General features: G+C 71.9%; 13 protein-coding genes. 3 read left to right on the top strand and 10 right to left on the bottom strand.

The genetic code is table 11. The features are described from left to right. Window positions 1-3: 3 nt before the first annotated feature. Both OO60_RS36460 and OO60_RS36455 read right to left on the bottom strand, forming a co-directional pair. Entirely contained in the window at window positions 4-882 is an 879-nt protein-coding gene (locus OO60_RS36460; protein WP_003084175.1) for a helix-turn-helix transcriptional regulator, read from the bottom strand. A gap of 52 nt (window positions 883-934) precedes the next feature. Continuing rightward, window positions 935-1,717, bottom strand: a complete 783-nt coding sequence (locus tag OO60_RS36455; protein ID WP_003084176.1) for an SDR family oxidoreductase — start codon at window positions 1,715-1,717, stop codon at window positions 935-937. 135 nt (window positions 1,718-1,852) lie between these two features. On the opposite strand from OO60_RS36455, the gene OO60_RS36450 reads away from it, so the two are divergent. Further along, complete coding sequence (locus OO60_RS36450) at window positions 1,853-3,121, top strand: glycosyltransferase (RefSeq protein ID WP_003084179.1); 1,269 nt, start codon at window positions 1,853-1,855, stop codon at window positions 3,119-3,121. Between the two features lie 9 nt (window positions 3,122-3,130). On the opposite strand, the gene OO60_RS36445 is transcribed toward OO60_RS36450, so the two are convergent. Then, the gene (locus tag OO60_RS36445) at window positions 3,131-5,983 is read right to left on the bottom strand and encodes an ATP-binding protein (RefSeq protein ID WP_051767872.1); all 2,853 of its coding nucleotides are present in this window, start codon (window positions 5,981-5,983) and stop codon (window positions 3,131-3,133) included. 36 nt (window positions 5,984-6,019) lie between these two features. After that, window positions 6,020-6,913: an LLM class flavin-dependent oxidoreductase gene (locus OO60_RS36440; RefSeq protein WP_240490716.1), complete on the bottom strand. Its 894-nt coding sequence runs from the start codon at window positions 6,911-6,913 to the stop codon at window positions 6,020-6,022. Between the two features lie 54 nt (window positions 6,914-6,967). On the opposite strand from OO60_RS36440, the gene OO60_RS36435 reads away from it, so the two are divergent. After that, on the top strand, window positions 6,968-7,837 hold the full coding sequence (locus tag OO60_RS36435; protein WP_003090279.1) for a LysR family transcriptional regulator: 870 nt from the start codon (window positions 6,968-6,970) through the stop codon (window positions 7,835-7,837). Window positions 7,838-7,853: 16 nt separating this feature from the next. Here the strand turns inward: OO60_RS36435 and OO60_RS36430 are convergent, their stop codons facing one another. The 4 genes from OO60_RS36430 to OO60_RS45200 are packed head-to-tail and all read right to left on the bottom strand — an operon-like array spanning window position 7,854 to window position 13,764. Further along, on the bottom strand, window positions 7,854-8,333 hold the full coding sequence (locus OO60_RS36430; RefSeq protein WP_003090269.1) for a hypothetical protein: 480 nt from the start codon (window positions 8,331-8,333) through the stop codon (window positions 7,854-7,856). 48 nt (window positions 8,334-8,381) lie between these two features. Beyond that, window positions 8,382-9,947, bottom strand: coding sequence for a hypothetical protein (locus OO60_RS36425; RefSeq protein ID WP_003090266.1), 1,566 nt, complete (start codon window positions 9,945-9,947; stop codon window positions 8,382-8,384). Window positions 9,948-9,955: 8 nt separating this feature from the next. Beyond that, window positions 9,956-10,993: a hypothetical protein gene (locus OO60_RS36420; RefSeq protein ID WP_003090263.1), complete on the bottom strand. Its 1,038-nt coding sequence runs from the start codon at window positions 10,991-10,993 to the stop codon at window positions 9,956-9,958. A 2-nt stretch (window positions 10,994-10,995) separates the two neighbouring features. Continuing rightward, window positions 10,996-13,764, bottom strand: coding sequence for a hypothetical protein (locus tag OO60_RS45200; RefSeq protein ID WP_003090260.1), 2,769 nt, complete (start codon window positions 13,762-13,764; stop codon window positions 10,996-10,998). Window positions 13,765-13,834: 70 nt separating this feature from the next. Between OO60_RS45200 and OO60_RS36410 the strand changes: the two genes are divergently transcribed. Then, on the top strand, window positions 13,835-14,053 hold the full coding sequence (locus tag OO60_RS36410) for a hypothetical protein (RefSeq protein ID WP_033263063.1): 219 nt from the start codon (window positions 13,835-13,837) through the stop codon (window positions 14,051-14,053). Window positions 14,054-14,098: 45 nt separating this feature from the next. On the opposite strand, the gene OO60_RS36405 is transcribed toward OO60_RS36410, so the two are convergent. Together OO60_RS36405 and OO60_RS36400 are read right to left on the bottom strand one after the other, a co-directional pair. Continuing rightward, window positions 14,099-15,301, bottom strand: coding sequence for a cytochrome P450 (locus OO60_RS36405; protein ID WP_003090253.1), 1,203 nt, complete (start codon window positions 15,299-15,301; stop codon window positions 14,099-14,101). Then, the coding region (locus tag OO60_RS36400) for an RHS repeat-associated core domain-containing protein (protein ID WP_051767871.1) at window positions 15,301-19,977 on the bottom strand (4,677 nt) is incomplete at its 5' end. The genes OO60_RS36400 and OO60_RS36405, both read right to left, overlap by 1 nt.

The raw sequence follows: 19,977 nt of genomic DNA, 5'->3' as shown, positions 1-19,977 counted from the left end.
TGATCACCGGACCGTCGCCGGCTTCTCCTGGCTGGCCGCCCACGACGCCAGCAGGGCCAGGCCGTCCGCGGTCGCCGTGCCGGCGGGTGCGGTGTAGACGTTGAGGAGCAGGCCCGGTTCGGCGGACAGCTCCATCGACTCGACGTCCAGGTCGAGCCGGCCCACCACCGGGTGGTGCAGCCGCTTGCGGCCGGACCGGTGGAGCCGGACGTCCTGGGACGCCCACCGCCGCCGGAACAGTTCGCTGCGCGTCGACAACTCGCCGACCAGGGCGATCAGCTCCTCGTCGTGCGGATTGCGGCCCGCTTCCATGCGGAGTTTCGCGGCCACGTCACCGGCGATCCGGTCGTAGTCGACGAAGAACGTCTCTGCCGCCCCGGGATCCAGGTACACGAACCGCGCCGTGTTCGCCGGCCGTTGCGGGCCGGCCAGTACCGGTGCATACAGCGCGCGGGCGAGCTGGTTCGTGGCCAGCACGTCGTAACGGCCGTTGCAGATCCACGCCGGCGCATCGGTGACGGCGTCGAGCACCTGCTGAAGCGCCGGACGCACGGTCGCGGCGGGGCGACGGCGGCGTGGACCGCCGGGCCCCCTGGACTGCCGCGCGAGGTGGTACAGGTGTTCGCGCTCGGCCTCGTCCAGGTGCAGGGCCGAGGCCAGCGCGTCGAGCACCCCGTCGGAGGCGCCGGCGAGGCTGCCGCGCTCCATGCGCACGTAGTAGTCGACCGACACCCCGGCCAGCAGCGCCACCTCTTCGCGACGCAGACCCTTCACCCGCCGGTTGCCGCCGTACGCGGGCAGTCCGGCTCGCTCGGGCGTGATCCGCGCGCGGCGGGAGCTCAGGAACTGCTTGATCTCGGTGCGCAGGTCGATCGTGGCCACCTCGTCACCGTAGGCCGGGTCCGCGGGCGGAGGGAGGTTCTGCGGGTACCCCCTAGGTCCCGGTGGCGGTCGTGGCGATGCCGCCGTCGACCGGGATGACGGTACCGGTGACGTAGGACCCGGCCCGGCCGGCGAGGAACACGGCGACACCGGCCATGTCGTCGTCACGGCCGAGGCGGCGCAGCGGGGCCTTCGCCGCGATCGTGTCGCCGACGGCTTCGAGCGTGGCCGCCATCATCTGCGACGGGAACGGTCCCGGGGCCACCGCGTTGACCGTGATGTGCTGCGGGCCCAGTTCCCTGGCCAGCACCCGGGTGAGCTGGTGGAGCGCAGCTTTGCTGCCGGCGTAGGAGTAGTTGGGCGACTCGGCGACGTGGATGGCGGCGATGCTGCCGATGTTGACGATCCGCGCGGGATCATCGGCGGTGCCCGCCTTGCGCAGGGCCGGCAGCAGCGCCTGCACCAGCCAGAACGGCGCCTTGAGGTTGAGGTCGAGCACGGTGTCCCAGGCCTCGTCGGGGAACGTCTCCAGCGGCTCGCGCCACATCGCGCCCGCGTTGTTGACGAGGATGTCCAGGCGTTCCGAGCCGGCCGTGACGAGATCGGCGAGGCGCCGGCATTCGTCGTGTTTGGACAGGTCGGCGGGAATCGCTTGGACGTCCCCGAATTCGGACAGCGACTCCTGTGCTTCCGCGCACGCGTCCGCCGTGCGTGAGCTGATGACGACGCGGGCGCCCGCCTGCAGCAGGCCGCGCGCGATCATCAAGCCGATGCCTTTGGTGCCGCCGGTGACCAGTGCGTTCTTCCCGCTCAGATCGAAAAGGTTTTCCGCCATACGGCCAGGCTGGCAGGCGTTCTGGCGGCCCGGGAGGCCCTGTCGATACCGGTCCTGTGAGAGCCCCCCTTGCCGTGCCCGAGCACACGGAGGTCAGGAAAGAATCCGGAAAGGGGCGGCTGGTTCGATCGCCGCATGCCTTTGGACCTCCTGTTCGCGACCCTGCCCGTGCCCGGCCACGTCGGCCCGCTGCTGCCCATCGCCCGCACCCTCGCCGCACGAGGACACCAGGTGCGCTGGTGCTCCGGGCAGGTGTTCGCGGACCGGATCCGGGCCACCGGCGCGGAGTTCGTGGCGATGGACCCGGCCATCGACCACCTGGGACGCAACGTCGACGAGCTCTTTCCGGCGCGCACCCGGCTCAACGGGGTCGCGAAACTGCGCTACGACATGCGCTCGGTGTTCCTCGAACCCATTCCGGCGCAGGTCGCGGACCTGCGGCGGGAACTCGACCGGCGGCAGGCCGACCTGGTGCTGCACGACGCCGCCCACGTCGGCGCCTCGCTGCTGGAACACCTGGACGGCCCGCGCGCGGTCAGCGTCGGGGTCACGCCGCTGATGCTGCCGGCGCCGGAGGTGCCTCCGTTCGGGCCCGGGCTCAAGTACCGGCGCGGGCCGCTCGCCCGCCTGCGCAACGGCGTGGTGCGCCGGCTGCTGGACGACGTCGTCTTCAAGCCCGTGTACGACCACCGCGACCGGATCCTCGCCGGACTCGGCCTGCCGGCCGGGGAACGCGGGCTGTCGGGTGTCTCGTCGCACCTGCACCTCCAGAACGGCGTGGCCGGCCTGGAACACCCGCGTGAACAGCTGCCGCCGCAGGTGAAGTTCGTCGGGGCGCTGGTGGACCCGGCGCCGGCGGCGGAACCGCCGGAGTGGTGGGACCGGATGATCGAGGCCGGCCGGCCGATCGTGCACGTCACCCAGGGCACGGTCGCCGACACGGACCTGGCGCAGCTCGTGCTGCCCACGATCCGGGCGCTGGCGGACGAAGACGTCACCGTCGTCGCGAGCACCGGTGCGCACGAGGTCGGCCCGTTGCCGGGGAAGGTGTTCACCGCCCCGTTCCTGCCCTACGACCGGCTGCTCCCGGAGATCTCCGCGATGGTGACCAACGGCGGGTTCGGCGGGGTGCAGCTGGCGCTCGCCCAAGGCGTGCCGCTCGTCGTCGCCGGCCGCACCGAGGACAAGCCCGAGGTCGCCGCCCGCGTCGAACGGTCGGGGGCCGGTATCAACCTGCGCACCGCGACACCGTCGGAGAAGACGCTCAAGGCGGCGGTGCGCACATTGCTGGACGGCGGGTCGTACCGGCGGCGCGCGGAAGAGCTGGCCGCGGAGTACCGCGGCCGCGACGCGGGGGAGCTGTGCGCCGACCACATCGAGCGGCTGGCCGGCGTGCGGGTCTGAGGCCCGGGTTCAGACCAGGGCGGCGAGCGGCGTGCCGGCCGGCCCGCCGGACAGGGCCTGGCGGAGGTCGTCCAAGCCGGTCAGGTCCTGCAGCAGCACACCGAGCGCGGCGCGGTGGAGCGGGTCGGGGATCCGCGCCACCGCCTGTTCCGCCGGTGGCTTCCACCGAGGACCCGCCAGCGCGGTGAGGTGCGCGGCGGCCACCGCGGCGCGGACGGGCAGGGCCCGCTCGGCCGCCACGGCCTCGCGGAAGCAGGTCACCGCGGCGGTTTCGTCGCGACGGCGGACGTGGGCCAGCCCGAGCAGGTTCGCGGCCGCGGCGCCGAGGTCGGCCGCGGCGAGCTCGGCCGCTTCGGCCCGGATCCGGTCGAGCACGGCGACCGCGGCCGGCGGATCGTCGTCGAGGTCCAGGTAGGCCAGGCGCAGCTCGGCGTACCCCCGCTTGACCGGGGCGTGCCCGGTGCGCGCGACGTCGCGGGCCCGCGCCCACCGCTCGCGGGCGCGGGAGCGGTGGCCGGCGTGCTCTTCGGCGTCCCCGAGCCGCAGGTGGGAGAAGACGACGCCGAACCGGTCGTCGATGCCTTCGAAGTACCGCAGGTTCGCCTCCGCCGCGGCCACGGCGGCCTCGAGGTCGCCGTCGCGGCGGTGCTGCTCGGACCACACCGCGTCCAGGATCGCCCGCAGCCACGGGTGCTCGAACTCCGCCATGACCGCTTCGGCTTCGTCGAGGCAGGCCCGGGACTCGGCGCCGGGGCGCAGGTGCACGGCCACGGCCGCGATCGCCGGCAGGGCGATGCGGACGCCGTCCCGGTCCGCCGTGGTGCGGTAGAGGGTGCGCACGCGGTCCGCAGGCCGCCACGGGTCGGCCAGCGCCCCGGAGGCCCGGCCGAGGTAGCTGTGCCAGGCCAGGGCCACGGCGAGCGGTCCGTCGCACCCGGACCGCGGACCGGCGTCGAAGCAGTCGATGGCCCGGCCGAGCCACCGCGCGCCTTCGGCCTCGCGTCCGCAGACGTACCAGAGGTAGCCGAGCAGGCCCTGCAGCCGGAGCGCGCGGGGTCCGTCACCACGCTGCAGCAGCCAGGCCGTCACCGCCCGCACGTTGGGGAGTTCGGCGAGGAAGCCGGCCAGGAGTTCCTGCTGGCGCGGGGAGCTCAAGCCGGCGTAGACCTCCTGGGCGAACGCGATCCGGACCTCGGCGTGCCGGTCGCAGAACGCAGAAGTGTCCATAGTGGACGCCGCGTAGCCGCGGACCGTTTCCAGCAGCCGGAACCGCCCGTCGTGGCCGGCGACCACCAGCGACTTGTCCACCAGCGCCGCCATTACGCCGGTGGTGGCGCCGCACACGCGTTCGGCGTCGGCGAAGGTGCAGCCGTCCCGGAAGACCGAAAGCCCGGCGAACACCCGGCGTTCGGCATCGGACAGCAGGGCGTGGCTCCAGTCGAGCAGGGCACGGACCGAATGGTGCCGGGCCGGGGCGCGCCGGGCGGCGTTCGCGAGGTCGTCGAGCCGGGATTCGATCTCGCCGAGGGAAAACAGCCGGGTGCCCGCCGCGGCCAGCTCCAGCACCAGCGGCAGCGCGTCGAGCCGGGCGCAGAGCCGGCCCACCGCGGCGTCGGCGTCCCGGACGGCCGGCGCGCGGTCGCGGAACAGCCGGATCGCGTCCGGCAGGGCGAGCGGGGCCAGCGGGACCGGGCGTTCGCCCGCGATGTTCAGCGGTTCGCGGCTGGTGGCCAGCACGGTGAGCCGCGGGCAGCGCCCGAGCAGCAGCTCCGCGGCCTCGGCGGCGTCGTCGACGACGTGCTCGCAGTTGTCCAGTACCAGCAGGACTTCGCGCTCGCGCAGGTACGCGAGCAGCCGGTCGCGGGCCGGCGCCGCGGGCTCGCCTGCCGGCAGGGTCGCCGCGACCGCGTCGAGCACGCTGCCGTCGCGGGCGACGGAGGCGAGCTCGACCAGCCAGACGCCGTCGGGGAAGCGGCCGCGCAGCCGGTGCCCGAGCTCGCGGGCGGCCCGCGTCTTGCCCACGCCACCGGGCCCGGTCAGGGTGACCAGGCGCCGTTCGCCGAGCAGCCGCCCGGCGGTGCCGAGATCCGCGTCGCGCCCGAACAGGGCACCGGCCGGGTGCGGCAGGTTGCCGCCCGGCGGAAGCGGAGGTGCGGGCTCGTCCCGCAGGATTTCCAGGTGCAGCGCGGACGTGCCGGGGCCGGGGTCGGTGCCGAGCTCGTCCGCCAGCCGCCGCCGCAGGTCGCCGAAGACGGCGAGCGCTTCCGGCCGGCGTCCGCCGCGGTGCAGGGCGCGCATCAGCAGTTCCGCGAACCGTTCCCGCAACGGGTGTTCCGCGACGAGCCCGGCGAGCTCCGGCACGAGTTCCCGGTGCCGGCCCAGCGCCAGTTCCGCGTCGAGCACGGTGTCCAGCGCGGCCAGGCGGAGCTCCTCGAGCCGGACCCGCCAGACGTCGGCGAAGTCGTAGCCGACCGGCTGCCGCCACTGCGCGAGCGCCTCGCGCAGCACGGTGACCGCGGCCGCCGGATTCCCTTGCCGCGCCAGCTCGCGTCCCGTTGCGCAGGCGTCGGCGAAGACGTCGGCGTCGACCTCTCCGGCGCGGGTGAGCAGCCGGTAGCCCCCGGGTTCGGAGACCAGCCGCGGCTCCGGCAAGGCGGCGCGCAGCTTCGCGATCTGCACGTGCAGCGCGTTGACGGGGTCCTTCGCGGATTGCCCGGTCGCGAACAACCGGCCGGCCGGGACCACATCCGGCCGGGAGACCAGCAGCATCGCCAGGATGGCCCGGCCCCTGGCCCCCGGCAGCTCGACGGGCGATCCGTCGTCGCCGAGCACCTCGACGGGACCGAGCAGGCGGAACAGCATGGCCGGCAGTTTCCCACGCCGCCCGTGCCCCGGCCGTCAGCCGGCTTGCAGCAGGTCCAAGGTGCGGCTCCGGTCGTTGAGGGGGACGACGATCAGGTCGGTCACTCCGGCGTCCTGATAGCGCTTCACCGCGTCGGTGACGGTCGTGTCGTCTCCGATGACGAGGGTGTCGGCGGGGTTGGCGAGTCCCGCGCGGTCGAGGGAGGCGCGGTACGCGGGCATCCGGCCGACCGTGGCCAGTTGTCCGGCGAACTCGGCGCGGGCGCGGTCGGGGTCCGGGCTCAGCAGGGTGACGGCCTGGGCCACGATGCGCGCGCCGGGGGCCGTGCGCGGTGCGATGTGCTTGGCCACCATGTCCGGCGTGACCCAGGCGGCGGCCACTCCGTCGGCGAGGTCGTGGGCCAGCTCGAGCATGCGTGGTCCGAGCGCCGACAGCAGGAGGCTGGGCGCCGGGGCGGCGATGTCGAGGCGCGTGTCGACGGTGAAGAACTCGCCGTCGAACCGGACGGGCCGGCCGTTGAGCAGGGGGCGCAGCACGGTGAGGTACTCGCGGGTGTGCCGCAGCGGCGAGGTGTAGGGGAGGCCGAGCTGGTCCTGGACGTACCAGGCGTGGCTGGGGCCGACGCCCAGGGTGAGACCGCCGCGGGCGGCTTGGATGGTGAGTGCTTCGGCCGCGGTGGTGACGGGGTGGCGGGGAAAGGTGGCGACGATGGCCGTGCCGACCTCGGCCGGCCGCGGGCCGAGGGCGGCGAGCAGGGTGAGCGGGTCCCAGCCGCCGGGGTTCTGGTTGGTCCAGAAGCTGTCGAGGCCGCGTTCGGTGGCGTCCGCCGCGGCGGACGCCACCTCGGCCGGGGACGTGGGAGTGATCAGGCCGGTGCCGATGTGCATGACTCCATCCCAGCTGCCGCCGCGCAGCGGAACCAGATCCACTTAGACTGCTCAGCGATCACTTTTTGTCATCGTGGGCTCAGGCGGTGGAGGGTCGTGGAACTGCGCGCGCTGCGGTATTTCGTGACTGTGGCGGAGGAGCTGCACTTCGGCCGGGCCGCCGAGCGGCTCAACATCGTGCAGCCGGCGGTGAGCCACCAGATCGCCCGGCTCGAGCGAGACCTCGGCACCCGGCTGTTCGACCGCTCGCCGCGGCACGTCCGGCTCACCCCGGCCGGGGTGCGAGTGCTTGAGGCGGCCCGGGAGACGCTCGCCGCCGCGGCACGCGTGCGCGTGGTCGCCGGAGAACCCGCCGCCCACCTGCGGATCGGTGTCGCCCCGGGGCTGACTGCGCGGCTGGAACGCGCGGCGGAGCTCTTGCTCGACGGGGCCCGGCCGGCCCAGGCATCGCTGGTGGACCTGCCGGTCCCGGCACGCCTCGCGGCCGTCCGCGGCGGCGAGCTGGATCTCGCACTGGTGCGCGGCCCGGTGGAGGCGGACGGCGTCCGAGTGGTCCGCGCGTGGTCCGAGTCCCTGCTGGCGGTCGTGTCCGACGACCACCCGGCGGCCGGCCTCGCGGTGGTGCGTCCGTCCGATGTGGACCGTGCCGCACTGCGCCTGCCGGCACGGGAGGAGGACCCGGCGTTGCACGACGCGATCACGTCAGCGTTGCGCGGGATCGGCGGGGAACCAACGGGCAGATCGGGCGGCTCGGTCCTCACCGTCCTCATCGAGATCGGCAGCGGGCACGGGTCCTGGACGCTGCTGACCGCGGAGCAACTGCAGGGGTTCGCGGCACGCCGGGTCCGCGCGTTGCCACTGGACCCGCCGCTGAGCATCGACGGGCACATCGTCGCTTCGCTGCGGACTCCGGAGGACTGCGTGTCCTCGTTCGTCCGCGCGTTCACCGACACCCCGGACCGATGACAGTGCGCCGTGCTGATCAGCTCGTGGGCCGAAGCCAGCCGGCTGTCTCGCGGTGGCGGCCGAGCCCGGCGGCGTCGAACTCGTCGAAGTGCTCGCCCTTGACCACGCCAAGCCACCGCAGCGCCCGGGAGATGGGGCTGCCCTCGGCCGGTATCGGCTTTCCTTCGGCCAGGTGCAAGGGGCCGAGCACTACCTGACCGCCGTCCCACAGCTGTGCGGCCTGGGTTCCGCTCCCACCGAAGTAGTCAGCTTCGACGTAGGCGACGGGACCGCCTGCCGAGCAAGCGGCCAGGGCCCGCCCGAACCCGGCGGGTGCCTTCCAGAACACGTCGAGCTCGGCCGCTCCGGCGACGGTGATCTCGTCGAACAAGGCGTCGGTCATCGGCAGCAAGCAGAGGTGCCGGGTGAGCGGAACGATGCGTGCGTACTCCGCCGTACCCGCCAACTCCCGGAGGACAGGCTCGGCGGCGATGGCTCCCTGCAGCTGATATCCCATGCGCTGATTCTCGTTCCCGTCCGATCTCACGAGTAGGCGGGCGGGTGATCACCTGAGGGTGAAGGGCGGCCGATACCACTCCTGATTCGACCGGATCGTGGCCTCGCTGGTCGGCCGGTGCTCCGGACCCGTCGTGCCGAGCGACAAGGTGAAACCCTCAGGATCGGCGTCGTGCGGGAAGAACAGGCCGTGGATGAAGACCGTGCCCGCGGTCTTCGCCTGGAACGACCGCGACTTCCGTGGCGGGCCGCCGCCCACCGGCACCTCGTGCACCTCGACCTCGCGGTGCACCTCGATCGAGAACCACAGGACGATGTCGTCGCCGGCCGAGATGTCCTGCGGGTGCTGCCGCAGGCCGGGGGTGAACAGGGACTTCCAGTCCTCTTTGCTGAGCAGGTTCAGCGCGACCCGGTTCGGGTCCAGCCGGGGATCGTTCTTGGTTACCGCGAACCGGATGCTCTGGATCCAGATGGCGGGGTCGACCAAGGGACCCCACATCCCACCCAGCGGCGCCGTCCGAGGCGCCACGCCGGCCGGCCAGACCGCCGGATCCACCAGGTCGTCGGGATGCGAGCGCACGCCTTGGGCGAGGCCGGTGGTGGCGCCCCAGCGCCAGTGCAGGTGCGCCGCGTGGAACGCGCCCGGTGCGGAGATGATCGGTTCGTCCGGGCCGCGTGCACCCCACCAGTGCAAGTTGTCCCAGCAGCGGACGTTGAGCGGAACGCCGCCGGGCCTGGACCGGGTGGGGTCCGCGAAGATCGGCACTCCCTTGGCGAGGCCGGGGGCGGTGATCTCGAGAACCGCAGGTTTCTCCACGGCGTCGAAGGCGGCTCGCGAGACGCCCTTGGACTCGGAGCCCTTCACGACGCTGAAGACGATCGCCGACGCCAGGAGCGAGGCCGGGTTGTCCTCGTCGGCGAAGGCGCCGGCCTGGTTGCCGAACTTGGTCAGCAGCTGGTTCTCCAGCAGGTCGTGATGGCGGTCGATGGTGAGGTGCAGGCGGTAGTCGAAGCGGATGCTGCTGATCCGGGTGAAGCGCCGGCCCGGGTCGTGCGTGGTGTTCGGCACGAGGGCGTAGCGGATCATCGGGTGGCAGCGGGCCGCGGCGATGCTTCCGCTGGGTTCGTGGCGGGGCAGGTCGGAGTAGCGGGAGAACAGGAAGAACTGCGTCAGGTTCAGCCCGGCGTGCTCGCAGTTGGGCAGCGACAGGAACAGGATCGGTGCCTCGTACGTCGCCGAAATGCCGTACCCCGCCGGGCTGGTGCCGTTCTTGAAGTACCTCCCGAAGCTCAGCGCGGCGTCGCTCGCCTGGAGGAATGCGCGCTGGCTGGCGTTGTCGGGCATGCTCGTGGCGGGCGGGGACAGGATCGTGATCGGGGAGACCGTGAACAGCGCGCCGTCGAGCTGGTAGAACGTCTTCTTGGTCGAGACGACCGTGCCCGGCGGGTCGATCACCTGCGTTTCGACCCAGATGCCGACCGTGCGGATGTCGGTGGCGAAATTGTGGTCGTCGTGCCGCACGTTGCGCAGCACGATGCCGCCGGGCAGCGGCTTTCCTCCGGTGTCGGTGTCGCAATCCAGCGACCAGCGGGTCGCCCGGTCGAAGAGCTTCATGGTGTTCCTCAGGCGTTGGGGAAGGCCGACGGGACGAACGGCGACGAGAAGACCTGCTGCTGGTGGTGCTTGAACGCGCCGGTCTTGCGGTCCCGCACGTTCAGCAGTACGACGTATTCGCCGTTGTCGAGGTCGACGGCGCTCGCCGTGGCGTTGCCCCCGCTCACGGTCGGCACGACCCGCGGGGAACCGCCGCCCAGCTCACGGATGCCGTTCTCGGCGGTGCCGTAGGAATGAACCGCCCAGTTGTAGGCGTAGTCGCCGCTGCCGCCTTGGGCGAGGGCGAGCAGCCGCATCCGGGAACCGTGCTGCTCGATCCGTCCGACGTCGACCGTGAGCGACCACGGCGAACCGCTGACCGGTTGGTAGTCCTGGTCTCCTTCGACGAAGTAGTAGGGCGACAGGTAGTACTGCGGGATGCCCTCACCGGACAGGACGTAGCCGAGTTTGGGCTTGCGGTCGCCGCCACCGGCGAAGGCCGAAAAGTCGGTGTACCAGCGTTCGCGTGAGAGCGGCCGCCACCGGGTGCACACGCCGATGATCCGACCGGCGTGCCCGACCCGAACCTCGATCTGCGACCCGCGCACCGCGGCCCGGACCGAGGCCGCGCCGTCGAGGTAGAGCTGTGGTTCGGCGCGGTAGAGCCAGTGGTCCCACGCCGAGCCGTCCGGCCTGGGCACGGCACTCAGCTGCGCGCGCCGCAGCAGAGCTGCCGGCGGGAACAGCGCGATGTCGCGAAGGACGTCCGGCCACTGATGGTTCGCGCTCGAGCAGGACTGCGCGAGCGCGGCCAAGGCGGTTTCCGCGGCGCGGAGGGCCGCGGGCGCCGGTGGCAGCGCGGGTGGCGCCTTGCGGTCCCACAGCTCCTCGACCGCGGTGTACTGGAGCCAGCCGCTCGACTCCGACACCGTGAGGCGCTGCGCGTTCGACGGCGTGACGCGCAGCGCGGTGAACACGGCTTTGGCGACCGCGTCCTGCTCACGGACGAGGGCGGCGGGGTTCGCGAGCGCGTACACGCGCGCCATCGCGTCGACGGACGATGCCATGGCTAGTTGGTGGGCTGCCAGTCGTCGCCGACCTTCTTCCACGCGGGAAGGTCGTTGTTCGGCCGCAGCCGCACCAGCGTGGTGGGCAGGTGGACGAGCCAGGGATCACCGACGGCGACCTCGCCCTGCGGCGCGCCGGTCTGCTCCTGGATCTCCGTCACGATCGGCAGGTAGAGGGAGCCGGAGATGTCCGGCGGCGCTCCGCCGTTCCAGATTTCGCCGGTCTCCAGGTAGTGCACGACGGCGGCCTCGAAGCCCGGCCGCACGGGGAAGACGACGCGTGCCGCGCCGGCGCGCAGGAAGTCGGCGAACGTGGGGTCGGTGTCGTCGAGCAGCATGCGGTTCTTCCAGCCCGGCTTCCAGCCCCAGAAGTACGGGTAGGAGAAGTAGACCAGGTGCTCCCACTCGAAGGCCTGCTCGAAGAAGCGCACGTACGGCATCTGCTTGTCGGTGCGGGCGAGGTCCGGCTGGGCGTAGCCCTCCGGCGTGAGCTGCAGCGCGCCGAACCCGTCGAACTGCTGGCCGGTGATCATGGTGACGCACTGGCGCCGCAGCTCGTTGGCGACGAGGCGCTGGTTGAAGTCGGGGTTGCGGCCGGAGATCACCGTGCCCGCGGCGGCTCGCGCCTGTGACAGCGCCTGCTCGTACGCCTGTTGCTTGGCGAGGAAGGCCTGGGTGATCGTGGCGTGCACCTTCTGCTGCCACGCGGCCACGGCCCGCTCGGTGCGGTAGCAGAAGATCTCGATGTTGGCCGAGAGCTCCTCCATCTTGCCCGCCTCGAACGAGACGGCGACCGAACCGACCTCGTCGGCCATGGTCACGTACGGGTTCTCGGTCAGGATGTTCAGGCTGTTGCTGCCGATGTTGATGAACCAGAAGCCGCCGGGGAAGACGTCCCAGGCCGCCGAGATGAGCGCGTACTTGGCCCGGTAGCCGTCGTCGATGGTGAAGGTGTCCGACTTCGTGGTCTCGTGCGGGTCCTGGCTCATCGACGCGTCGTACGCCTTGGCGATCGTCTTGACCGGCACGGGCGGCGGCTCGAGCCCGGTCGCGTCGTAGCGCTTGGCCCACACCGTGTAGTTCGACTCGGTCAGCTCGTCCGCCCGGATCGTGAACGGCGGCGGCTCCACCAGCGTGTCCGCCGAGTTGGCGGTCGCGATCTGGGAGAGGATGAAGTTCGTTCCCGGCTCGGGCACGGTGATGTCGAACATCAGGCGCTTGCCGTAGTTGTAGACCTGGGCCTGCAGCACCTTGTCGATCCACTGGTAGTAGCCGACGACGTGGCCGGGGCCGTCGGTGTTGTCGAACGCGTGGGAGTACTGCTCTTCGAACTCGGCGATCGTCGTCGTGCTGCGCCGTTCGAGCACCCGCTCCGAGAGCTTGCTGACGGACCGGTCGACGACGTCCTTGCCGAAGTCGGAGGCCTGTTTGGCCGCCGACTGGGTCGCCGTGCTGGTCGCGAAGTCGGCGTTGGCGTTGACCTCGACGAACGGGCCGTACTTCGCGTCGACGGCGACGCCGGCCTTGAACGACGACTCCGTCGAGATGGTGTCGGAGGTCTCCCGCTGCAGCGAAAAGCGTTCGGTGGTCTGGTTGTCCCGTTCGGTCTCGCTGGTCGACTCGGTCTCCTGCACGATGGTCGTCTCGGTGCGGTCGAGCCGGCGCGTGCTGCGGGACAGCTTCTCCGTCTTCAGCACGTTCTCGACGTGGGCGAGCTCGCCGCCCTCGTACCGGAGCGTGTGCTGCTTGACCAGCAGCAGGTCGCCGATCCCGACCGGCTTGACGTTGCCGCGGCCGCTGGGGAAGGGCTGGTGCGGGTCGCCGACGTAGCCACCACCGGCCGACGGCACGAAGGACCCGCCGATCGCGAGCCTCGCCTTGGTGCCGGCCACCTCGATGTCGTCGAGGGCGGTCTGCAGCTGGACGCGCCGCTCGTGCAGCTGCGACACCACCACGGGCAACGCCTGGGTGCTGAGGTCGAGGCCCAGCTCGGCGGCCGTGCGGGTGGTCGTCTCGGGCAGCTGGGCGACGGCCTCCGGCGACAGCTGCCAGGGCGTCACGATCGCGGCCTGCCCGGAGACGCTCACCTCGGGCGCCGGCTCGTCGGCCTGCAGCGGGATCACCACGCCACCCTTGGTTTCCTGCCGGAAGCTCGTCACCGGCAGCCGGCCGAGCGCGTCGATGGCGCTCAGCACCGCCGCCAGCTTCTCCGCGGGATCCGGTGGCGGGGTGTCCGCGGCGGGTTCGGCCTCCGAAGCCGCGGCGACCGGCTGCGCCGGCGGCGGCGCGAAGTCCACGATCTGCAGGACCCGCAGCGTGATCGGGTCGGTGCCGGCGGCCGCCAGCTGGATGGCGTCGTAGCCGCGCAACAGGTTCGCCAGTGCCGGGGCGTCGGCTCCCGCCGAGTCCGACGTCAGCTTCAGCGCGCAGAGGACGTCGATGAGCAGCTTCCGCTCGGTGTCGAAGTGCGAGTCCTTCACCACGTCGGCCGGCGGGTGGTTGCTGTTCTCCGACTTCACCAGCGCCACGACGTCCTTGAGCGCTTTCGAGTCGTCGCCGACGAAGGCGGCGACGTCCCGGGCCAGGTTGGCGAACACGAACCCGGCCGTGGCGGTGGCCGGCGGGTTCTGCCCGATGAACGTGACGGCGGCGGCCTGCGCCACGTCCCGGGTCGCCGTGGCCGCGACGAACCTGGGCACGAGCTTGAGAACGGTGTTCGAGGCGGTCGGGGACGCCGGCCGGACCAGCAGGAAGCGGAACAGGTCTTCCATCGGGTGGATCTCCTTGGGACGGGGCCGCTCGCACATCAAGGCGCGAGTCGGTGCGGGTACCTGCCACCCGATGCTGGCAGGCGCCGTCGACAATCCGTCGACAATCGGGCTGCACCGCCACCAGGCCGGGAAGCTCGGCGTGGCGGGCGAGACCGTGAACGGTCTAGTGGCCGTCGAAGGACTGCTTGCTGCGCTCGATGAACGCCTCGACGGTGAGCGGGTGGCCGACCAGCTCCGTGACCGGATGAACGGCATCGCCGAGGACGATCAGCTGAGGTCGCAGGCATAGCCGGAGCAGGCTCCGCCGGCCGCTGCAGTCAGCCGGCTCCGGTGTTCACCACGTGACCAAGAGCCGCCGCAGGCCCCGGGTCAGGCTGTCGGGCTGCCACGCCAGCTCGTCGTCCCGCTCGGCCACCTTCAACCCGGGCACCCTGGTCACCAGGGCGTGCAACGCGACCTGCAGTTCCATCCTGGCCAGCGGCGCGCCGAGGCAGAAGTGCGCACCCCGGCCGAACGACAGATGACGGGCCGCCTCGTGGCGGTCCACGTCGAACCGGTCCGGGTCGGGGAAGACGGCAGGGTCCCGGTTGGCCGCGCTCACGATCGGGAACACCGCGGTGCCCGCTTCGACGGTCCGGCCGGAGAATTCCACGTCCTCACGGGCCATTCGCGGCTGCCCGGCGTGGCCCAGCGCGACGACCCGGAGCAGTTCCTCGACCGCGTTCGGCACCAGGTCCGGCGCCGCCACCAGACGTTCCCACTGGTCCGGGTGGCGCGACAGCAACAGCACGGACTTGGCCAGCTGCGCCATCGTGGTCTCCTGGCCGGCGCCGATCAGCAGCATCACGGTGATCAGCAGTTCGGCTTCGCTGAGCCGGTCGCCGTCCTCGTCGTGCACCTGGGTCAGCGCGGAGAGCAGGTCGTCGCCGGGGCGGTGGCGCTTGCGCTCGATCAACCCGAGCAGGTGCGCCGCCGCCACCGCGCCGGTCGCCGCGAACGCCTCGTGGTCGAACGCGGTGGTGATGGACATGGCTTCGATGAAGGCGAGCAGGGGTTCGCGCTCGTCGTGGGCGATGCCGAGCAGTTCGCAGATCACGATGCCGGGCAGCGGTTCGGCCAGCGCGCTGACCAGGTCCGCCGGCGGCCCGGCGGCCAGCATCCGTTCCACCAGGCCGGTCGCGACCGTTTCCACGCCCGGCCGCCGGAGTTCCACGTTGCCGGTGGTGAACGCCTTGGCCACCAGGCGGCGCAGTCTCGTGTGGTCGGGCGGGTCCATGTTCGGCATCATGTCCGGCGACTGCAGGCCGGGGACGATGGTCGGCGCGTCCGGCGTCGCCAGGGCGGCACGGCTCATCCGGGGATCGGACATCGCGCGCTGGACGTCGTCGTAGCGCGTGACCAGCCGGACCTCGTGGCCGCCGGCCAACCGCACCAAAGGCACCGGGTCCGTGTGCAGCATCCGCATCGCCTCGGCGGCCGGGTCGGTCGACGGTGGTGCATCGAACGGGAACAGTGGTGGCCGACCGTGCGCGGTCATCAGAACCGCCCTTGCTTCTTGCCCCAGAAGTACTCGTTGGCCAGGTTCTTCTTGATCTGGTCGGAGAGCCCGGCGTAACGCGGGTCGGTGTTCAGGACGTTCTCGATGTCCTTGACCGCGTTCTGGGTTTGCGTCTTCTTTTCGGGCGGCAGGTTGTCGAGGTCGTTCTGGAAGTCCTCCCAGGTGTGCTTCGTCTTGTTCGCCCGGCCGGGGATGTCGTCGAGCGTGTACGAGGTCCGCGGCGGATCGTTGAGGTTGAACTTGTTCTCGTGGTGCAGCACGTTGTGGTACTCGATGACCGACTGGTTGGTGTTGGAGCCGTTGTAGCCGAGCTGGTCCTGCTTGATGTGGCCCATCTCGTGGTACAGGGTCTTGTCGGGTTGGCCGGCACCGAGGTTGATCGTGCCGGAGTGGTGGTTGTACCCGCCGCCGCCCTGGAGGTCGAGAGCGTCGTGGGCCTTGTTGTGCCCGAACTCCCCGGCGACGGTGTCCGCGTCGTAGCCCATGTAGTGGCCGACCGTCTTGCCGTGGTCGGCCGGGCCGAAGCCGTGGGCCACGCCGGGCGGCAGGTCTTCGATCTTGGTGTTCAGCTTGACGTTCGGGTCGTCCGGGATCTTCAGGGTCTTCTGCGGCCCGTCGATACCCAGCTCGTTCTTGTAACCGTCGTACTTCTGGTCGAACGGCCGGTTGTCGTTCGCCGGCCGGTTGTTCCCGGGGTGATCGGGACCCGCGGGCTCGTAGTCGATGGGCGTGTGGTTGTTCTGGCTGCCGCCGGAGTGCGACGGACCGCCGCCGGTGCCGTCGTGGCCGCCGCCGGGTGTACCCGTGCCGTGGCCCGCCGGGGGAGGCGGAGGTGGCGGCGGTGCGTTGTGGCCTGGCGGGGGTGGCGGTGGCGGTGGCGCGTTGTGGCCCGGCGGAGGTGGCGGCGGTGCGTTGTGGCCAGGCGGGGGAGGCGGTGGCGGGGGCGGGTTGGAGCTTTGGACGTGGGTGGCGTCGTTGCCGGCGTTGGCATGGGGCGGTGGCACCGGGTGCGGTGCCTGTGCGGGTCCGTCGCCGTCGTCGGCCAGCTTGCTGCTGTTGCAGCCGAGGCCGAGCGGATCGGCCTCGGACAACGGGTTGGGCACGTAGGCGATCGGGTTCGGCGCCGGGGCGAGCCCCAGCGGGTCCTGGCTGAGGTACCGGCCGGTGCCCGGGTCGTAGTAGCGGAAGACGTTGTAGTGCAAGCCTGTCTCGTCGTCGGCGTACTGGCCGGGGAACCGCAGCGGCGTCGACACGCTGCCCGGGCGGCCGGACGGCACGCGGCCCCACAGCGACGTGGTGGCGTGCCAGGCCACGACCCCGTGTGCGTCGATCATGTCGACCGGCGTGCCGATCTGGTCGGTGACGAACGAGAAGAACCGCACCCCGGTGCCGAGGTGTTCGGTCTGCGTGACCGGGCGCGTGCTGGCGGGGTAGTGGTCCCAGGTGAGCACGAGCTCGCGGCCGTGCGCGTCGCGGTGCACCTGCTCCACCAGCAGCTGGCCGCTCCAGGTGAACGTGACTTCTTCGGACACGCTGCCGTCCGGCGCCAGGCGCTGCTTCGCGGTGCGACGGCCGAGCGGGTCGTAGCGGTAGCGCCACTCGGTGCCCTGGGGCGTCCGGACGCCGAGGAGGCGGTCGAGCGGGCCCCAGCGGTAGGTCCAGGTGCCACCCGGGTCACTGCGGGTGGTCAGGCGGCCCTGCGCGTCGTAGCCGAACCTGACCGCGCCGGCGGCGGCCAGCGTGTTGCCGGTGTAGCGGCGCGGTCCGAGCTCGGCCGCCGCCAGCTGCGCGTCGACGATGTTGCCGGCCGCGTCGTAGCGGTAGCTCTCGGTTCCGCCTCGCGCGGCGACGTCGGTGACGCGACCGGCCGGGTCGAGCCGGAACCGAGCCGGCCCGGAGAGGGCGTCGTCGACGCCGGCGAGGCGGCCGTCGGGCTGGTAGAGGTAGCCGCGCTGCTGGGTCACGCGGGCGGTGTCGCGCGCGGTCACGACCTGCTGCGTCAGCTGGTGCTCGGCGTCGAACGCCTGGGTCAGCGTGGCGCCGGTGCCGGTGGTGCGCTCGACCTCCCGGCCGGCCTCGTCGTGGCGGAACGAGACCACCTGCCCGGCGACGAGCAGCGACACCGGTGTTCCGGCGGCGTCCCAGGTCCACGCACTGTCCACTCCGGACGGAGTGCGGCGCCGGACGCTCGTCCCGTCGTAGGAGTAGGCGATCGCCCGGCCGTCGACGGTTTCCCGCACGACGCGGCCGGACTCGTCCCGCTCGATCTCCACCACGCTGTCGCCTTCGGTGGCGCGCACGAGGAAACCGACCGGGTCGTAGGCGTAGGTGGTCACGCCCGCGCCGGTGCGGCGCTCGACCACGTTGCCCAGGGCGTCGTAGGTGAACGTCGTGGCCGCGCCGAGGCCGTCGACCGACTTCACGAGCTGGCCGGCGCCGTCGTACTCGAAGTGCAGCACGCGGCCGTCGAAGTCGGTCTCGGAGACCGTGCGCCCGGCGGCGTCGTAGGTGTAGGACCAGCTCAGGCCGGCGGGGTTCGTCACGCGCGTCAGGCGCAGCTCGGTGTCGTACTCGTAGGCGGTCCGGGCGCCGGTGGCGTCGATCTTCGCGACGGTGAGGTCGAACGGGCCGTACTCGTAGCGGTCGCCGCCGTGCTCGACGACGTTGCCCTCGGCGTCGTAGCGCCACTTGTCCTGCCGGCCCGTCGGCCCGATCCGGAGGGTGCGGCGGCCCTCGACGGTCCAGTCGAGCCGGGTCCGGGCCCCGGAGGCGTCGGTGACCACGCGCGGACGCCCGAACAGGTCCCGCTCCACCGGGTCCGCGACCGGGGCCGGCGCGACCTCCGCGCCCCACTGCCGGTCCTGCCGGAACTCGACGTCCGCCGCGGCGCGCACCGCGAGCAGATCGGGTGCGGTCCCGGCCGGGTACACCCGCCGATGGGTCCGGGCCCCGTCGGCGACGGTGAGCGTGAGCGAACCGTCCACTCCGGACTCGACGTCGGCGCGGGTCCCGTCCGGCCGCACGATCGCCGTGAGCAGACCTTCCGCGGTGTACTCGAACGCCGTGGTGCGGCCGAGCGGGTCGGTGCGGGACAGCAGGCGGTCGTAACGGTCCCAAGTGGACACCGTCGTCCCGCCGAGCGGGCCGACCTCGCGCACGACCTGGTCGGCCTCGTTGACGTGGAATTCGGTGCGGTGGCCGAGGGAGTCGGTGTAGGTGGTGAGGCGGTTTTCGTAGGCGAACTGGCCGTCGTAGAACCCGCGGTCGCCGACGGTGCGCACGCAGCGGCCTTCGGCGTCGTAGACGTAGCGGTACCAGACGCCGTTGCGGTCCTGCCAGCCGGTGATCCGGCCGTCCGCGTCGTAGTCGTAGGTCTCGGCCAGACCCGAGGAGTTGATCACCCGGGTCAAGCGGCCGAGCTCGTCGTAGCCGAAGGTGCGGGCCAGCACGGTGAGGTTCTTCTGCGGGTCGACCACCCGGATCGCCGTGATCCGCCCGCCGGCCGAGTCGAGCTCGACCAGGTAGCCACTGGTGTGCCTCAGGAGCTTCGGCGCGCCGAGCGGGTCGTACTCCACGTCGACCCGGTCGCGCTCGGCGCCGATCACCGCCGACACCGGAAGGATCTCGCCGCCCCGGCCCGGAAGCGTTCTGAACAGCAACTCCTTTCCCCGTAGGGGATCCGTGACCGAGTACGTGCCGTCTTCGCCGACACTCAGCGGCCGGCGCGGACCCTCCACCGGCAGTACCGGGGAACCGGCTGCGGGAAGCGGGTAGACGAGAATCGTGCCGTCCGCGCAGTAGAAGGTCGCGTTGCGCGCGTCGAACTCGAGGCGCTGGTCCACAGTGGACGTCCAAGTCGGACCGAACCACCGCCCCGCGCGGTAGTCCGAGAGGTGCAGCCGCTCCAGGACGAGTGGGTCGGGCAGGCGCAGGTCTTCCTGCTCCAGCACGACGGCACCGCGCACCACGTCGACCGGGTCGGACTTGCAGACCCGGGTGTCCTTGTCGACCGCGGTGTCGCGCGGTTTGTCCGGCTTGGGCGAGGGTGCCGGCCCCCTGGTACCGCCACCACCGGGCGAGCCGTTGCCCGGCGATCCCCCGTTGGCGGGTGGCGGATCGGCCTTCGCGGGTGGCGGGGTGCCGTGGTCGCCGGAGGAGTCACCGCCCCCGTTCTTCCCGGGCGGCGGCGTGTTGTCCTTCGGCGGCCCGTGGTACCCCGAGGTCGACGTGCTGTCGTCGCCGCCCGATTTGCTCGGAGGCGGCGGATCCCCGTGTCCGCCGCCACCGGGGGTTTTCGTCGGTGGTGCCTTCGGGGTGGCGTTGATGTCGCCGGCCTTGGGTGGCGGGGCGGTCTTGCCGACCTTGATGTTCTTGAGTGCCTTGCCCGCGTCCTCGAAGAGCGTGCCGGCTTTCTTCAGCAGCGGTACCAGGGCCTTGAGCGCCTTGACCAGCTTGGTGACCAGGTCGGTGATCTTCGAGGCGGTTTTCGCGACGGCGGTGACGACCTGCGGCACGACCCAGGTGAGGCCGATGCCGAGGGTGAACACGACCTGCAGCGCCCAGCTGATCAGGTGCCCGACGAGCTCGGAGATGATGTCGCGCACCAGCGTGCGGACCGCGGCCACGACCTCACCGGCGGTCTTGACGCCGCTGGA

It is taken from the genome of Amycolatopsis vancoresmycina, from assembly GCF_000716785.1.
In the GTDB taxonomy this organism is placed as follows: Bacteria; Actinomycetota; Actinomycetes; order Mycobacteriales; family Pseudonocardiaceae; genus Amycolatopsis; species Amycolatopsis vancoresmycina.
The sequence above is the reverse complement of the archived record's forward strand: the minus strand, read 5'-3'. Positions and strand labels throughout refer to the sequence as shown.

What these genes read in the sequence shown, in the direction of transcription:
- OO60_RS36455 (WP_003084176.1), bottom strand. Translation starts at nt 1,717, where the DNA reads ATGGCGGAAAACCTTTTCGATCTGAGCGGGAAGAACGCACTGGTCACC.
- OO60_RS36450 (WP_003084179.1), top strand. Translation starts at nt 1,853, where the DNA reads ATGCCTTTGGACCTCCTGTTCGCGACCCTGCCCGTGCCCGGCCACGTC.
- OO60_RS36445 (WP_051767872.1), bottom strand. Translation starts at nt 5,983, where the DNA reads ATGCTGTTCCGCCTGCTCGGTCCCGTCGAGGTGCTCGGCGACGACGGA.
- OO60_RS36430 (WP_003090269.1), bottom strand. Translation starts at nt 8,333, where the DNA reads ATGGGATATCAGCTGCAGGGAGCCATCGCCGCCGAGCCTGTCCTCCGG.
- OO60_RS36425 (WP_003090266.1), bottom strand. Translation starts at nt 9,947, where the DNA reads ATGAAGCTCTTCGACCGGGCGACCCGCTGGTCGCTGGATTGCGACACC.
- OO60_RS36420 (WP_003090263.1), bottom strand. Translation starts at nt 10,993, where the DNA reads ATGGCATCGTCCGTCGACGCGATGGCGCGCGTGTACGCGCTCGCGAAC.
- OO60_RS45200 (WP_003090260.1), bottom strand. Translation starts at nt 13,764, where the DNA reads ATGGAAGACCTGTTCCGCTTCCTGCTGGTCCGGCCGGCGTCCCCGACC.
- OO60_RS36410 (WP_033263063.1), top strand. Translation starts at nt 13,835, where the DNA reads ATGCTGGCAGGCGCCGTCGACAATCCGTCGACAATCGGGCTGCACCGC.
- OO60_RS36405 (WP_003090253.1), bottom strand. Translation starts at nt 15,301, where the DNA reads ATGACCGCGCACGGTCGGCCACCACTGTTCCCGTTCGATGCACCACCG.